Here is a 14,925-nt window from a genome sequence, read left to right on the forward strand (position 1 = left end):
CTTCGGCTATTCCGACTTGACGGCGTGTCCGCCGAACTGGTTCCTGAGGGCCGCGACGGCCTTCATCGCCGGGGAGTCCTCCTGGCGGGAGGTGAAGCGCGCGAAGAGCGACTCGGTGATCGCCGGGAGCGGGACGCGCAGGCGGATGCCCTCGTCCACGGTCCAGCGGCCCTCGCCGGAGTCCTCGACGTAGCCCTTGACCCGGTCGAGTTCCGGGTCGGCGTCGAGCGCGCGGTCCATGAGGTCGAGGAGCCAGGAGCGGATGACGGTGCCCGAGCGCCAGGACTTGAAGATCTCCGGCACGTTGTCGACGTACTCGGAGGCCTCGAGCAGCTCGTAGCCCTCGGCGTAGGCCTGCATCATGGCGTACTCGATGCCGTTGTGCACCATCTTGGCGTAGTGGCCCGCGCCGACCCCGCCCGCGTGCACGAAGCCGAACTCGCCTTCGGGCTTGAGCGCGTTGAAGACCGGCATGAGCCGCTCCACGTCGCCCTCGGCGCCGCCGACCATGAGGGCGTAGCCCTCGGTGATGCCCCAGACGCCGCCGGAGACGCCGACGTCGACGTAGCCGATGCCGCGCTCGGCCAGGAGCGCGGCGTTCACGGCGTCGTCGGTGAAGCGCGAGTTGCCGCCGTCGACGACGATGTCGCCCTCGGACAGCAGCTCGGCGAGTTCCTTCACCGTGGACGTGGTGGGGTCCCCGGCGGGGACCATGACCCAGACGGCCCGCGGGCCCTCGAGGGCGGCGACGAGCTCGGCGAGCGAGCCGACGTCGGCCACGTCGGGGTTGCGGTCGTAGCCGACGACCTGGTGTCCAGCCTTCTCGAGCCGCAACTTCATGTTGCCGCCCATCTTGCCGAGCCCGATCATGCCGAGTTGCATGTCGCGCCCCCCTTCAAAAATGAGTTCAGGAAGGTCTTCCGCGGTTGGCGCCGGGGTCACTCACGTCGTTGTGCGGTCAGGCGTCCCAACGCAATGGTTGCAGCATGTACAGGTACGCGTCGTGGTTTGTGTCGGACTCCTCATCTTCGGGCGCGGGCTGCCCGGTCATCACGACGGGCTTCCCCAGTTCGTTCATCTTGAACGCGGTGTAGGGGGCGTCCACAGCGGACAGGCCGTCGAGCAGGTAGGTCGGGTTGAACGCGATCTTCCCGGCGTCGCCCTCGAGGGTGCAGTCCATCGCCTCGGAGGCCTTCGCGTCCTCGGCGCCGCCGGCCTCGACCACGAGGCCGTCCTCGTCGAAGGACAGGCGGATCGGCGAGTTGCGGTCGCCGACGAGCGCGACGCGGCGCGCGACCTCGATGAGCTCGGAGGTCTTGACCCGCAGGGTGGTTGCGTACGACGTGGCGAGGAGGCTGCGCAGCGGCGGCAGCTGGCCGTCCAGGACGCGCGAGGTGGTCTGGCGACCGCCCGCGATGAAGCCGATCATGCCCGGGGCGCCCTCGGTGCCCGTGGGCACGGCGATGGTCACGGGGCCGGAGAAGGACCCGAAGGTGCGGGCGGTGTCGGCGAGTGCCTTGGCGGGCACGAGGACCGTCACCGAGACGCTGGAGTCGCCCGGCTCCCAGGAGGAGTCGCGGATGGCCATGCGGTAGCGGTCGGTGGCGAGCATGCCGATGCCGCCGCCGCTCATCTCGACCTGGACGCCGGTCATCGTCGGCAGGGTCTCGTCCTTGCCGGCGGCGACGGCGGTCTGGGCGACGGCCTTCGCGAACTCGTCGGCGTCGATGGTGCCGATGGCTTCCGGCATCTGGGGGAGGCTCGGGTAATCCTCGAGCGGCATGGTCGGCAGGGTGAAGCGCGCCGAGCCGCAGGTGAGTTCGGCGTGGGGGCCGTCGACGACGAAGTCGACGGGCTTGTTCGGGAGGGCCTTCACGATCTCGGCGAGCAGCTTGCCGGAGACCAGGGCGGTGCCGGCGGACTCTCCGGTGACGTCGACGGTGACGCGGGTGGAGATCTCGTAGTCGAAACCGGAGATCGTCAGCTTGCCCTCGTCCACGGACAGGCGGGCGCCGGCGAGGACGGGCACCGACGGGCGGGCCGGAAGGCTCTTGGCGGTCCACGAGACCGCGTCGGCGAAGGTGTCTCGGTCAACTTGGAACTTCATGGTTCGCTCCTTGGTGCTGAAGCTCGGTTGTTCACAGCGCTATTACTAATGAACTCTCTATAGATATAACTGTCGTCGTAGTCGTCGGTGCTGTGGAAACTGTGGAAAACCCGCCTTTTCGCAGGTCTTCCCGGGACCAGGGCTGTGGACGACATGTGCATAACCTGTGGATGAATCAGGAGCTTATCCACAGCCCCCGACAGTCGCCGAGTTTTCCACATCTCATCCACAGGTCTGTCCACAGCTTTTCCACAGGTTATGCACAGGGTTACCCACAGGAAAATCGCGAATCGAAATCGCGCTCCCGCGTGTTTTCCACATTCCGTCCACAGGCTTTCCACAGAAATGCGGGGTTATCCACAGCTTTTCCACAGAGTTGTCCACAGGCCCGCTCATTCGTCGGTGTGTTTCAAACGGTTCGTCAATTCGGCGATCTGCGTGTAGAGCGCCCGGCGCTCCGCCATCTGCTTGCGGATCTTCTTGTTCGCATGCATGACCGTGGTGTGGTCGCGGCCGCCGAACGCCTGGCCGATGCGCGGCAGCGACAGGTCCGTCAGCTCCCGGCACAGGTACATCGCGACCTGGCGCGCGTTCACGAGCGCCCGCGAGCGCGAGTTGCCCTTGAGGTCGGCCGCCTGCACGCCGAAGTAGTCGGCGGTGGCCTGCATGACCTGCTCGACGGTGACCTCGGTGTTCTTGCCGCTCTCCGGAATGATGTCGTGCAGGACCTCCTCGGCGAGGCCGAGGTCCACCGGCTTGCGGTTGAGGCTCGCGTACGCGGTGACGCGGATGAGCGCGCCCTCGAGCTCGCGGATCGAGTGGTGGATCTGCGTGGCGATGAACTCGACCGCGTCCGTGGGGATGTTGAGGTCGTCCTGCACCGCCTTCTTGCGCAGGATCGCGATCCTCGTCTCCAGGTCCGGCGGCTGGATGTCCGCGAGCAGGCCCCACTCGAAGCGGGTGCGCAGGCGGTCCTCGAGGGTCTGCAGCTGCTTCGGCGAGCGGTCGGAGGAGATCACCAGCTGCTTGTTTGCGTTGTGGAGCGCGTTGAAGGTGTGGAAGAACTCCTCCTGCGTGCGCTCGCGGTCCATGAGGAACTGGATGTCGTCGATGAGCAGGATGTCGACGTCCCGGTAGCGGCGCTGGAACGCCTGCTGCCGCCGGTCCGAGAGCGAGTTGATGAAGTCGTTCGTGAACTCCTCGGTGGTCACGTACCGCACCGAGTGGGCCGTGCCCAGGTCGTGGGCGTAGTGGCCCACCGCGTGGAGCAGGTGCGTCTTGCCCAGCCCGGAACCGCCGTAGAGGAACAGCGGGTTGTAGGCCTTCGCGGGCGCCTCGGCCACGGCGAACGCCGCCGCGTGCGCGAAGCGGTTGGAGGAGCCGATGACGAAGGTGTCGAAGTTGTAGCGCGGGTTGAGCCGGCCCACCCCGTCGACCGCCTTGACCGGCGCGGTGTCCTTGTGCGCCTTGGTGACCCCGCCCCGGCGGGCCGGGTCCGGGTCGTCCGAGGGCGGGGGAGCGACCGGCGGCATCGCCCCGTGGTCCTTGCCGCCCTGGCGCGCGGCCGACTCCGAGAGCACCCGTTCCAGCTCCTCACCGGGCGGTTCGGGCGTGCGCTCCTCCCAGCGGTGCTCGGCCTCGGCCGGGCGCACCGGCTGGTGCGGGATCGCGGCGGACCGCTCGGCGGGCTCAGGGGTCTCGGGGAGGCCGATCACGTCAGTGGTGTCGAAGAGACTCGGCGGGTTCTGCGCCTGCAGCGGCCTGCGCGGCGCGGGCGGCTCGACCGGCTCCTCCACGCGAGCTTCGACCGCGGGCGGCTGACCGGTCGGAGCCTTGTCGAACGACGGCCGCTGGAAGATGATCGTGGCGTCCGCGGCCGAAGACCCGTTCGCGGGCTCCTCGGGGGCGGGCGGCTCCTCGCTCGCGGGCTCGGCCTGCTTCTCCTGCAAGGTGACCGCGATCTGCGTGGGCTGGCCCAGGTGCCGGGAGAGGGCCTCGCTGATCGGGACGCGCAGCTTCGACTCGAAGGCCGAGCGGGCGAACTTGTCGGGGGCGGCGACGATGAACGTGCCGGGCATCGACAGCACCGGCTGCGAGAGCCGCATCCAGGCCGACTGCTGGCGGGTGAGCGCCGACGCGTCAGCCAGCTCGGCGGACACCGCCGACCAGACTGCCGACAGATCTTGGTCGGTCACCTTCGCCATCCCTCGCTTCTGCATGTCCATGAACGGGCCGTTTCGCGAAGTTCAGAGGCCGCACCAGGTAGGCTCCGATACAGGCGATCCGCACCGCCGCACCCGGTTATCCCCAGTGCGCTCCAGCAAGTTTTCCACAGGTTATCCACAGGCCTTCAGCTGGCCTGTGCACATGCGCGCCTTGTGACAATGTTTCCTGAATCACGGTCATGACCAGCGTTTTCTTGTGAACCTCGCGACGATGCCGTTCGGGTGGCAGCGAAGTCGTCCACCATCGGGGCAAAGTTATCCACAGGCAGCTCGCAGCGGTCGCGGCGCTCCTGCACAGGCCCGGATCGTCCGCGTGCGGCGCCTGTGAACATGAACGGCGGCAGCGCCGAGGCAGGGGTCCGCGAGGGGCCACCCGCGGTGGCGACGGCCCGGACGCGGCGAGTAACATGAGCGAGTTGCCCTGTCGAATCAGAGGGGCATGCCACACCCGCCGCGCGCGGCGCGGGCCGCACATGAATGCCCTGCTAGGCTGTTCTCCGCGTCCCCGTAGCCCCGAACCGGGGCTGGGCCCGAGGCCCGGCGCAGCAGCAACTTATTCGTAATGGGAGACATCCGTCGTGAGCAAGCGCACCTACCAGCCGAACAACCGCCGTCGCAAGCGCACCCACGGCTTCCGGCTGCGCATGCGGACCCGTGCCGGCCGCGCCATCGTCAACGCGCGCCGCAACAAGGGTCGCAAGCAGCTGACCGTCTGAGCGCTTGCCTCCCGGTCCCTTGCAGCCTCTAGGGGCCTCGACGAGGACGTGATCCAAGTGCTTCCAGCCGACGCGCGCATTCGCAGCAGCCGGGACTTCGGTTCGGCGCTCAAGCGAGGCCGCCGCGCCGCCCGCGGCGGCGTCGTCGTGCACTGGGCACCTGCGACCGCCTCAAGCGAAGACATTGCGGCCCAGCCGCCGACACCGCCCGCCGCCGATGCGAACCGCACGGCGCGGGCGGGTTTCGTCGTGTCCAAAGCCGTCGGCAACGCCGTCAAGCGCAACAAGGTGAAGCGCCGCCTCCGGCACGCCGTCGCCGCCGAACTGCCGCACTGGCCCCCCGGGACCGATGTCGTCGTCCGCGCCACCCCGCGCGCCGCCGAACGCGACTTCGCCCAGCTGCAGCGGGATCTCGCCGAGGCCGTCCAGGCGGCCCGGACCGGCAAGGGCCGCCGCCCCGACGAGCGCCGGAGCGCGCCATGACGCACGCCGCAGCCGAGACCGCCCCCCTCTCGGCCGAGACCCCTTCGCGCACCGGCGGAAGCATCGCCGTGCGAGTGGTCGCGGCCCCCGTCGTCGCGTACCGTCGGTGGATAAGCCCCGCGCTACCCGCCCGCTGCCGCTTCTACCCCAGTTGCAGCGCATATACCCTTGAGGCGCTGTCCAAGCACGGAGCCGTACGTGGCATATGGTTGAGCCTGCGACGGCTGGGCCGGTGCCACCCCTTTCATCCGGGGGGTCATGACCCCGTACCCCCACGGCATGACCGCGATTTGCATTCGAAGACTGAGCAGACTGGAGTCCGCAAGTGATGGAGTGGGCCTACGACGGCGTGTCCTGGGTACTGCTGCGATGGCATGACCTCTGGACGAAGGTCTTCGGCAGCGACAACGGCTTCCTGGCCACCGACTGGGCCTGGGTCCTCGCCATCGTCGGCGTCGTCATCACCCTGCGCATCATCCTCTTCCCGCTCTTCGTGAAGCAGATCCAGTCGCAGCGCGCGATGCAGAAGCTCGCCCCCGAGATCAAGGCACTCCAGGAGCGCTACAAGGGCGACCGGGAAACGCTCCAGAAAGAGATGATGGAGCTGTACCGGAAGGAGAAGGCGAACCCGCTCATGGGCTGCCTTCCCATCCTCATCCAGATGCCGGTCTTCCTGGCGCTGTTCCACATCCTGCGCCGCCCCGACCCGGACCAGACGAAGTTCACGGACTCCTACGGCTGGACCGGCATCGACGCGGGCCCGCTCTCGGACTGGAACTCGTACGTCCACGCGAAGCTCTTCGGCGCCCCGTTCTGGAGCACCTTCCTCACCCCGGGAGACCAGCTCGAGCAGGTCGGCGCCTCCGCGCTCGACGTCAAGCTCGTGGCCGGCATCCTCGGCGCCACGATGATCCTCACGACCTTCCTGACCACGCGTCAGATGATCCTGAAGACCGGCTGGAACGAGGACCCGAACCAGCGGATGATCCAGAAGGTGATGCTCTACGGCATCCCCGTCATCATGATCTTCTCCGCCGGCGCCTTCCCGATCGGCGTGGTCATCTACTGGACCGTGAACAACCTGTTCTCGCTCGGTCAGCAGCAGTACGTGCTGCACAAGTACCCGCCGCCCGCGCAGAATGCGGCGACCAAGCCGCCGAAGCCCGGCTCGAAGGCCCACGAGCAGATGCTCCAGGAGCAGCGCGAGGCCGAGCAGCGCCGCAAGGAGCTCGCCCCGAAGCCGGGCGCGAAGCCGAAGCAGGCCCCGAAGAAGCCGGCGGCGACCACGAACGCGAACGGCTCCGACTCTTCGACCGGCGAGGTCAAGGGCGGACCCGGTTCGGGCAAGAACCTCTCACGGGCGGAACGCATCGCACGGGCCAAGAAGGTCAGCGGCGCGCAGCAGGCCTCCAAGAAGAAAAAAGGCTAGGGGGACGGTCCGCGGACGCGCAGTCGCCGCAGGATCAGCCACAATGGTGCAAACTAGGCTTATAACTAGCGATAGGACGAGTTGGCAATTATGGGAGCAACGGTGCGGGAGGACGAGGTGGCCTCCGAAGACGACCTGTTTGAGCAGAGCGAAGTGGCGGCCGACTACATGGAAGGCCTCCTGGACATCCTCGACCTCGACGGGGACATCGACGAACTGGTGGTCGGCGACCGTCCTCAGGTCGAGATCGTCGGCGAAGACCTCGGCGGCCTCGTCGGCCCCAAGGGCCAGACCCTCGAGGCGCTGCAGGAGCTCTGCCGTCTCGCGGTGTACCGCAAGACCGGCGACCACTCGCGCCTGATGCTCGACATCGGGGGCTACCGCGCCGGGCGCCGCAAGAAGCTCGCGGAGCTGGCCGAGAAGACCGCGCAGAAGGTCATCGACAGCGGCGAAGTCGTGAAGCTGGACCCGATGAGCGCCTTCGAGCGCAAGTGCGTCCACGACGTCATCAACGCCACGGACGGCGTCCAGAGCGAGTCGGAGGGCGCCGAGCCGCGCCGCCGGGTCGTCGTGAAGCCGGAGTAGGAACAAGCGCATATGACTGAGGAGCCGACGGGCTCCGAATCCGCCGAGGCCAATGTTTCACGTGAAACATTGGCCTCTGTGTTCGGAGCAGACGACGACCGAATCGCCCTGGCCGAGGCTTATGTCGGCCTCTTGTCGACCATCGGCATCGAGCGCGGCCTCATCGGGCCGCGCGAGGTGCCGCGGCTGTGGGGTCGGCACGTGCTGGGCAGCGCCGTGGTCGAGGAACTCATCCCCGAGAAGGCCGACGTGATCGACGTCGGCTCCGGCGGGGGGCTGCCGGGCATCCCGCTCGCCATCGCGCGACCGGACCTGTGGGTCACCCTCGTGGAGCCGATGCAGCGCCGCGTGGACTTCCTGACCGAGGTGATCGAGGCGCTCGGCGTGAGCAACGTCGAGGTGCTGCGTGCCCGCGCCAACGAGGTCGACCCGAAGGGGCAGGCCGATGTCGTGGTCTCGAGGGCGGTCGCGCCGCTGGCGAAGCTCGTCGGCTGGTGCCTGCCCCTCGCCCGAGTGGGCGGTTCGATGCTGGCGATCAAGGGCCAGGGCGCTTCGCTCGAGGTGACTGAGAGCGCGGGGCTCATCAAGCGCACGGGCGGTGGCAAGGCCGCGATTCTCACCTGCGGCGAGTCCAAACTCTCGGACCCCGACTTCACCGTCCCCGCAACGGTGGTGAAGATCGAGCGGGTGCGCTGACCAAGGGCCCCAACGACCTTTGGTCACATGATCTCGAATAACCCTGTACCGCAACGGATGCCGCGATGAGACCCTCATCGCGGCATCCGTCATTGTGGCTTCTACGCTTTGCGCTCGGCGGACTGCGGTGCGTTCGGATAGTGTATGGCTCGTAAGCTTCTCCGAGCAGGGTCATGTTTCACGTGAAACATCCGGCCCGTAGTCTGTGGCGGTGAACGTGCGCGACCCCCTTCCCTCTCCTTCTGAAGACCATGAAGATCGTGAGCACCAGAACTCCCTTGGCGGCGATACCCCTGCCGAACGACGCATCAGAAGCCTCCTCGATGCGGCGGTGAGCGAGGAGGCGCCCCCCACGCGGCGCCACCGCTATCGAGAAACTTCACCGGCGCCGGGTGGCGCAGCCCCGAGCTTCGGCCAAGGTGGGCCAGAATCGGTGACGATGGAGTCCGGTGCGAACGGCGGCACGTCGCCAGCAGGACGGACTGACAACGGGGGGGACGGGATGCGGAGATCCACATCGCAACGAGGCCGGCATCTGGCACCGGAAGCAGCGGCGAAGACGAAGACCGAGGCGCCGGTGCCGCACCAACCCGAACCGCCCCTTGATGACGACCTGCCGCTCGCGCGCGAGGCGCAGCGGGCCGTGCGGGTGCTCAACCCTTCGGGCAGCGTGACGATGCCGCGGCCGCCGCGCCGCCGGGTCTTCGCCGTCGCCAACCAGAAGGGCGGCGTCGGCAAGACCACCAGCACCGTGAACCTCGCGGTCGCCTTGGCGCTGCACGGGAACCGGGTGATGGTCATCGACCTCGACCCGCAGGGGAACGCCTCCACCGGTCTCGGCGTCGAGCACGGGGCGGGCACGCCGAGCGTGTACGAGGCGGTCGTGGAAGGCATGCCGCTCGACGAGATCGCGGTGCCCGTCGACGGCATCCCCTCGCTCTACTGCGTCCCGGCCACCATCGACCTCGCCGGCGCCGAAGTCGAACTCGTCAATGTGGTCGCCCGCGAAGGCCGCCTCGAGAAGAGCATCGAGACCTTCAGCGGGGAACTCGACTACATCTTCATCGACTGCCCGCCGTCCCTCGGCCTGCTGACGGTGAACGCGCTCGTGGCGGCCGAGGAGGTGCTGATCCCGATCCAGTGCGAGTACTACGCGCTTGAAGGCCTCGGCCAGCTCCTGCGGAACATCGAGCTCATCAAGGCGCACCTGAACGCGCGCCTGCGCGTCTCCACGATCCTGCTCACCATGTACGACAAGCGGACCAAGCTCGCCGATCAGGTGGAGCAGGAGGTGCGCGGTCACTTCAGCGAGATCGTGCTCGACGCGGTCGTGCCGCGCAGCGTGCGCGTCTCCGAGGCGCCCGGGTACGGGCAGTCGATCATGACGTACGACCCCGGCTCGCGGGGTGCGACGAGCTATTTCGAAGCGGCCGAGGAGATCGCGCGCCGCGGCGCGAAGCTCTCCCGACGCGGCAAGAACCAGAAGGGCGGGAACTAGTCGATGGCTGCGGCGAAACGCGGAGGGCTCGGTCGCGGACTGGGGGCGCTCATCCCGACCGGTCTGGCCGAGACCACGACGACCACGGTTGCAAACGGCACTGAGGAGCCCGAAGAAGCTCTCGCTCCGGTCGCGACGCCCCGGCAGGCGGCCCCGAAATCGAGTAGTAGAAGCAAGGGCGATGTTTCACGTGAAACAACGACTCCCGCCGAGCCTGATGTTTCACGTGAAACATCGGACGGACCGGATCTCGTCCCGGTGCCGGGCGCGAGTTTCCAGCTGATCCCGATCACGGACATCGGCACGAACCCGAAGCAGCCCCGCCAGATCTTCGACGACGAGCACCTCATCGAACTCCAGACCTCCCTCACCGAGGTCGGGATGCTCCAGCCGATCGCGGTGCGCGAGCGGACTCCGGACGAGCCGCGCGAGGACGGCGCCCGCTTCGAGCTCGTCATGGGGGAGCGGCGGCTCCGAGCCGCGACGGCCCTCGGCTGGGACGCGGTCCCGGCGATCGTGCGCCGCACCGCCGACGAGGAATTGCTCCGCGAGGCGCTGCTCGAGAACATCCACCGCGTGCAGCTGAACCCGCTCGAAGAGGGCGCGGCGTATCAGCAACTCCTCGAAGAGTTCAACGTGACGCAGGAGGAGCTGGCCAAGAAGATCGGGCGCAGCCGCCCGACGATCGCCAACATGATCCGTCTCCTCAGCCTCCCGCCGACCGTGCAGACGAAGGTCGCCGCGGGTGTCCTCACTGCCGGCCACGCGCGGGCGCTCCTCGGCCTCGACAGCCCGGACTCGCAGGAGCACATCGCCGAGCGGATCATCAGCGAGGGCCTGTCGGTGCGGAGCACCGAGGAACTCGTGACGGCGAACCGCTTGGAAGAGAAGCCGGAGCTCGACGAGCCCCGCAGCGCCTCCGGGCGCAACGCGAAGGACCGCATCAAGGCGCCCGGTCTCGAGGAGCTGAAGGAACGCCTCTCGGATCATTTCGAGACGCAGGTGGCGATCTCCTGGGGCCGCAAGAAGGGCAAGATCACCATCGAGTTCGGCTCGCTCGCGGACCTCGACCGGATCGTCGAGCAGATCGGGGTCGAGTAAGACGGCGCCGGGCGAAGACGGAAAATCGGGGCGATGTTTCACGTGAAACATCGCCCCGATTTCTTGGTATCCGTTGCTCTTCTAGTGCCTTGGCTAGGAGAGCTCCCGCCACATGATGATGTCGTCCCGGTAGTCGTCGTCCGCCATGCGCACGGCGCGCGGCAGTCGGCCGACTTCACTGAATCCGTGCCGCCGGTAGAAGGCGTCGGCACCGGTGCCCGAGCGGACCTTGAGGGTCAGCGCGCCGAGCTTGAGTTCTTCGCGAGCGACTTGGTCGACTGCCGCCAGGAGCTTGCCGCCGAGACCGCCGCCTTGCTTGGCGGGGTCGACCTGGACGTGGCGGATGGTCCGCCAGCCCTGGCGCGGCGGGCTGTCGTTTGATGTGAGAACACACCAAGCGACAATGGCGGCTCCTTCCTTTAGAGCGACCAGCGTGTCAGTCCGGTCGATCACTCGCGCGAGAATGGAAACGGTGTGAGGGCGAACCTCTTCGATGTTGACCGGCGGGACGAACCCGACGGAACCGCCGGCGTTCGTCACTCTCACCCAGAGATGGCTGAGTTCGTCAACGAGCGCGGCAGTCACCGGCGGGTCCACGAGCACGGCGATGTCGCCGCCCGAAACGGGCGACGCCTCCGGCGTGGAGCTGTCAGTAACTGTTGCTTGCACGCCTTCCAGCTTGCCCTACGGACCGGCCCTGCCGACAGTCCCTTCCCGCCATATGGGCGCACGTCACTATCGGCCCCCAAACCCGCGATCTGACGATGATTGCCCTGGTTCGCGCAGTAGATGTCAGTCCACTATCGGGTGTCGATCCTGCGACGCGCCGCGTAACCTCGTGGAAATCTGCCAAAAGGTCGATTCCGGCTGTTTCCAGTCTCGCATTCATGCGGTATTTTTCGATAGTGGCATCTGCGAGTACCCCCGGCCCGAATTCCCCGACCGACCTGACGAGCCAGAGCCGACAGCACCCGACTCCGTCTTCGAACAGCGTGCGTGTGACCGGCGTGCGCCCGACCCTGCCGCCCTTCGTCGACTGGCCCGCTTTCCCGTTCGAAGGCGACCTGCGCATCAAGCCCCTGCAGGAGCCTGTGGACGCTGAACCCCCGCGCCGCGGCGACCGCCAGGAGCAGTGCGCGGCCTGCCACACCCCTGACTCCGCCTACCTCTGGTCCAACGAGCGGTGGCGGCTCAAGAGCCCTCCTGCGCCCAGCGGGCTGCCCGTGGTGGTGATCCTGGAGCCGCGCGCGCACCTCGACCTCGGCGACCTTTCGACGATGCATGCGGCCGAGCTCGGTGTGCTGACGGTGCGGCTGGAGCGGGCCATCCGCTCCCTCGAATCCGTCGCGCAGGTCCACGTGAACCGCTGGGGGGACGGCACTGCGCATCTGCAGCAGTGGTTCCTGGCCCGCCCGCACGGCTACCTCCAGCTGCGGGGACCGTTCATGACGATGTGGGACGAGATCCTGCCGCCGGTCGAAGAGCACGAGTGGCAGATGAACCTGGAGTACATCGCCGCCTGGCTCGCCGACGACTGACCGACGCAAAGGCCAAGGGCGTCAATGTTTCACGTGAAACATTGACGCCCTTGGCCGTGCTCGGTTCAGGATCGGGCGATCGCCTGGCGCACCATCGTCGCCAGCGTCTCGCCGAAGTCGAGGCCGGCCGCCTCGATCGCCATGGGCAGCAGCGAGGTCTCGGTGGTGCCGGGCGCGACGTTCGCTTCGAGCACCTGGATGCCGCCCGCGTCGTCCACGATCATGTCGATGCGGGACATGTCGCCGAGGCCGAGGGTCCGGTGGACCTGGATCGCCAGCTCGGCCACGCGGGAGGCGACCGGCTCGCTCATCGCGGCCGGCACGGTCCACCGCGTGGCGCCCGGGTTGTAGCGGGCGGCGTAGTCGTAGTCGCCGTGCAGCGGCGCGATCTCGACCGGCGGCAGCGCCGTCGGGCCGTCCCCGAGGTCGACCACGCCGACCGCGATGTCCCGGCCGTCGACGAACGACTCGATGAGCGCCTCGTCGCTGTACGAGAAGCAGCCCATCATCGCCGACGGGAAGTCGTCCTCCTTGTGCACCGCGTGCACGCCGAGCCCGGAGCCGCCCGAGTTGGGCTTGACGACGAGCGGCAGGCCCATCTTCGCGGCGATCCGGTCCAGGAGCTTGCGCGCACCGAAGTCCGAGAACGCCTGGCGAGGCATGACGGTCCAGTCGGGTGTCGGAATCCCGGCCGTGCGGAGCAGGTCCTTGGCCGTGATCTTGTTCCAGGCGCGCCGCGCGCCGACCGATCCGGTGCCCACGATCGGGATGTCCGAGAGCTCCAGCACCGCCTGCAGCGAGCCGTCCTCGCCGGGGGAGCCGTGCACGAGCGGCAGCACCACGTCCGGCGGGAACTCCTGCAGCGCGGGCAGCAGCTCGCCGTCCAGATCGCGCACGTCGCACGCCATGCCCTGGCGCTGCAGGGCGTCGGCGGCCCGGCGGCCCGACTTCAGCGAGACCTCGTGCTCGTAGGACATGCCTCCGGCGAGGATGAGGACCCGGATGTCCGAGGCTGCGGCGCGCTCCTTCATGCGGCGCCTCCCGCGAACGTGTCGCGCAGGTCGATGTCGCCGGCGACCACGCCCGCCAGGCGGCGCACGCCCTCGCGGATGGTCTCGGAGGTCTGGGTCGAGAAGTTCAAGCGCATCTCCCTGCGGCCGTTGCCGTCAGCGTAGAAACCGGTGCCCGGGACGTAGGCGACGCGCTCCTGCAGCGCGCGCGGCAGCATCGCCTTCGAGTCGAGCCCTTCGGGCAGTGTGGCCCAGATGAACAGGCCCCCGCCCGGGACCGTCCAGGTCATGCCCTCGGGCATGTAGTCGCCGAGCGCGCCGAGCAGCGCGTCGCGCCGGTCCCGGTAGAGCGTGTTGAAGACCTTCACCTGCTGGCGCCACTCCATCTCGGTGAGGAAGCGGAGCGTGGCCTCCTGGGTGAGCCCGGACGGGCACAGGATCGAGGCCTCGATCGCCAGGAGCAGTTTGTCGCGCACCGCGGGCGGCGCGAGGACCCAGCCGAGGCGCAGGCCCGCGGCGAAGATCTTGGAGACCGTGCCCAGGTAGATGACGCCGCGCTCGGCGCGGGCGCGCAGCGGCGCGGGCGGGGCGCCCTCGAAGCTGATCATCGAGTACGGGTCGTCCTCGATGACGAGGAGGCCGTGCCGCTCCGCGATCGCCAGGATCTCCTCGCGTCGCTCCTCGGTGAGGGTGACGCCGGCCGGGTTCTGGTAGGTCGGGATCGTGTACAGGAACTTCGCGCGGCGGCCCTCGCGTTCGAGCGCGGCGAGGCCCTCTTCGAGGCCGGCGGGGATGAGCCCGTCGTCGTCCATCGGGAGGTGCCGGACGTCGGCCTGCGCGGCCTGGAAGGCCCCGAGCGCGCCGACGTAGGTGGGACCCTCGGCGAGCACGATGTCGCCGGGGTCGAGGAAGGTGCGGGCGAGCAGGTCGAGGCCCTGCTGCGCGCCGGTGGTGAGGACGAGGTCGTCCGCCGAGGCGCGGATGCCCGAGAGCTCTAGGACCCCGCACAGCGCTTCGCGGAGCGCGATGCTGCCCTGGCCGGGGCAGTAGCCGAGCGCTTCGGCGCCGACCTGGGAGAGGAGGCGGGTGAACATCTCGCCGAGCTCGTCCATGGGGAGCGCGGCGGTGTAGGGGTTCCCTCCGGCGAGGGAGACGACCTCGGGTCGCGATGCGACCGAGAACAGTGCGCGGATCTCCGACTGTGCCATCCCGTGAACCCGGGATGCGTAGCGACCGGTGTAATCGTCGAGTGTTGTACCGGACACGCGGAGACCTCCTCTGATGGTCCTCGTCGCCCGCGCTCCGTGGTCGCGGGTCGGTGCGGCGGCGTCGTCCAGAGGCTGTCGTCCAGATGCTGTGCTCATGAGCGCAGGTCCTGAACGGCGCAGCTCGCGCGGGATCTCGTATGGACACGTCCGGCCGCCGTTCGCGGTTGACCCGCCGGGCCGAACGGTCTGAAAACCGTGTTCCGACCAGCCTACGGGACCTGACGTGCGATCGGACCACTCTACTAGCACAAGGAGCGAAGGCCGCGCGT

Annotated in this window: 15 protein-coding genes; 9 read left to right on the forward strand and 6 right to left on the reverse strand. The window is 68.3% G+C overall.

All coding sequences use genetic code 11. The annotated features are described in order from the left end of the window. Positions 1 to 6: 6 nt before the first annotated feature. From gnd to dnaA, 3 genes are all read right to left on the reverse strand, one after another. Positions 7 to 882: a phosphogluconate dehydrogenase (NAD(+)-dependent, decarboxylating) gene (gene gnd / locus J5V16_RS17110; protein ID WP_208497729.1), complete on the reverse strand. Its 876-nt coding sequence runs from the start codon at positions 880 to 882 to the stop codon at positions 7 to 9. 76 nt (positions 883 to 958) lie between these two features. After that, positions 959 to 2,107, reverse strand: a complete 1,149-nt coding sequence (gene dnaN / locus J5V16_RS17115; protein WP_208497730.1) for a DNA polymerase III subunit beta — start codon at positions 2,105 to 2,107, stop codon at positions 959 to 961. Positions 2,108 to 2,499: 392 nt separating this feature from the next. Then, entirely contained in the window at positions 2,500 to 4,311 is a 1,812-nt protein-coding gene (gene dnaA / locus J5V16_RS17120; RefSeq protein WP_208497731.1) for a chromosomal replication initiator protein DnaA, read from the reverse strand. A 599-nt stretch (positions 4,312 to 4,910) separates the two neighbouring features. On the opposite strand from dnaA, the gene rpmH reads away from it, so the two are divergent. The 8 genes from rpmH (at position 4,911) to J5V16_RS17160 (ending at position 10,840) form a co-directional block, all read left to right on the forward strand. After that, entirely contained in the window at positions 4,911 to 5,048 is a 138-nt protein-coding gene (gene rpmH / locus J5V16_RS17125; RefSeq protein ID WP_091053947.1) for a 50S ribosomal protein L34, read from the forward strand. A 57-nt stretch (positions 5,049 to 5,105) separates the two neighbouring features. Then, complete coding sequence (gene rnpA, locus J5V16_RS17130) at positions 5,106 to 5,531, forward strand: ribonuclease P protein component (RefSeq protein WP_208497732.1); 426 nt, start codon at positions 5,106 to 5,108, stop codon at positions 5,529 to 5,531. Between the two features lie 74 nt (positions 5,532 to 5,605). After that, a complete protein-coding gene (yidD, locus tag J5V16_RS17135) occupies positions 5,606 to 5,860 on the forward strand; it encodes a membrane protein insertion efficiency factor YidD (RefSeq protein ID WP_408612483.1) in 255 nt (84 codons plus the stop codon). Beyond that, a complete protein-coding gene (yidC, locus tag J5V16_RS17140; RefSeq protein WP_408612476.1) occupies positions 5,857 to 6,960 on the forward strand; it encodes a membrane protein insertase YidC in 1,104 nt (367 codons plus the stop codon). Before yidD ends, yidC begins: the two co-directional genes overlap by 4 nt. 90 nt (positions 6,961 to 7,050) lie before the next feature. Then, positions 7,051 to 7,545, forward strand: coding sequence for a Jag family protein (locus J5V16_RS17145; RefSeq protein ID WP_208497734.1), 495 nt, complete (start codon positions 7,051 to 7,053; stop codon positions 7,543 to 7,545). A gap of 78 nt (positions 7,546 to 7,623) precedes the next feature. Then, on the forward strand, positions 7,624 to 8,241 hold the full coding sequence (gene rsmG, locus J5V16_RS17150; RefSeq protein ID WP_307793000.1) for a 16S rRNA (guanine(527)-N(7))-methyltransferase RsmG: 618 nt from the start codon (positions 7,624 to 7,626) through the stop codon (positions 8,239 to 8,241). Between the two features lie 439 nt (positions 8,242 to 8,680). Next, a complete protein-coding gene (locus tag J5V16_RS17155; RefSeq protein WP_408612477.1) occupies positions 8,681 to 9,739 on the forward strand; it encodes a ParA family protein in 1,059 nt (352 codons plus the stop codon). A 3-nt stretch (positions 9,740 to 9,742) separates the two neighbouring features. Further along, a complete protein-coding gene (locus tag J5V16_RS17160; protein ID WP_208497737.1) occupies positions 9,743 to 10,840 on the forward strand; it encodes a ParB/RepB/Spo0J family partition protein in 1,098 nt (365 codons plus the stop codon). A 93-nt stretch (positions 10,841 to 10,933) separates the two neighbouring features. On the opposite strand, the gene J5V16_RS25120 is transcribed toward J5V16_RS17160, so the two are convergent. Then, positions 10,934 to 11,509, reverse strand: coding sequence for a GNAT family N-acetyltransferase (locus J5V16_RS25120; RefSeq protein ID WP_208497738.1), 576 nt, complete (start codon positions 11,507 to 11,509; stop codon positions 10,934 to 10,936). A 329-nt stretch (positions 11,510 to 11,838) separates the two neighbouring features. Here J5V16_RS25120 and J5V16_RS17170 point away from each other — a divergent pair, with 329 nt between their 5' ends. Beyond that, on the forward strand, positions 11,839 to 12,378 hold the full coding sequence (locus J5V16_RS17170) for a hypothetical protein (RefSeq protein ID WP_307793002.1): 540 nt from the start codon (positions 11,839 to 11,841) through the stop codon (positions 12,376 to 12,378). A 65-nt stretch (positions 12,379 to 12,443) separates the two neighbouring features. On the opposite strand, the gene J5V16_RS17175 is transcribed toward J5V16_RS17170, so the two are convergent. Together J5V16_RS17175 and J5V16_RS17180 are read right to left on the reverse strand one after the other, a co-directional pair. After that, entirely contained in the window at positions 12,444 to 13,409 is a 966-nt protein-coding gene (locus tag J5V16_RS17175) for a D-alanine--D-alanine ligase family protein (protein WP_208497740.1), read from the reverse strand. Further along, positions 13,406 to 14,653: an aminotransferase-like domain-containing protein gene (locus J5V16_RS17180; protein WP_363534119.1), complete on the reverse strand. Its 1,248-nt coding sequence runs from the start codon at positions 14,651 to 14,653 to the stop codon at positions 13,406 to 13,408. The genes J5V16_RS17175 and J5V16_RS17180 overlap by 4 nt, the downstream gene beginning before the upstream one ends. Positions 14,654 to 14,925 lie beyond the last annotated feature (272 nt).

Source organism: Glycomyces niveus (assembly GCF_017592475.1).
Taxonomy (GTDB): Bacteria; Actinomycetota; Actinomycetes; order Mycobacteriales; family Micromonosporaceae; genus Glycomyces; species Glycomyces niveus.

Excerpts from the sequence above, each read along its gene's own strand:
- dnaA (WP_208497731.1), bottom strand. The coding sequence starts at position 4,311 with ATGGCGAAGGTGACCGACCAAGATCTGTCGGCAGTCTGGTCGGCGGTG.
- dnaN (WP_208497730.1), bottom strand. The coding sequence starts at position 2,107 with ATGAAGTTCCAAGTTGACCGAGACACCTTCGCCGACGCGGTCTCGTGG.
- J5V16_RS17160 (WP_208497737.1), top strand. The coding sequence starts at position 9,743 with ATGGCTGCGGCGAAACGCGGAGGGCTCGGTCGCGGACTGGGGGCGCTC.
- J5V16_RS17155 (WP_408612477.1), top strand. The coding sequence starts at position 8,681 with ATGGAGTCCGGTGCGAACGGCGGCACGTCGCCAGCAGGACGGACTGAC.
- J5V16_RS17145 (WP_208497734.1), top strand. The coding sequence starts at position 7,051 with ATGGGAGCAACGGTGCGGGAGGACGAGGTGGCCTCCGAAGACGACCTG.
- J5V16_RS17175 (WP_208497740.1), bottom strand. The coding sequence starts at position 13,409 with ATGAAGGAGCGCGCCGCAGCCTCGGACATCCGGGTCCTCATCCTCGCC.
- gnd (WP_208497729.1), bottom strand. The coding sequence starts at position 882 with ATGCAACTCGGCATGATCGGGCTCGGCAAGATGGGCGGCAACATGAAG.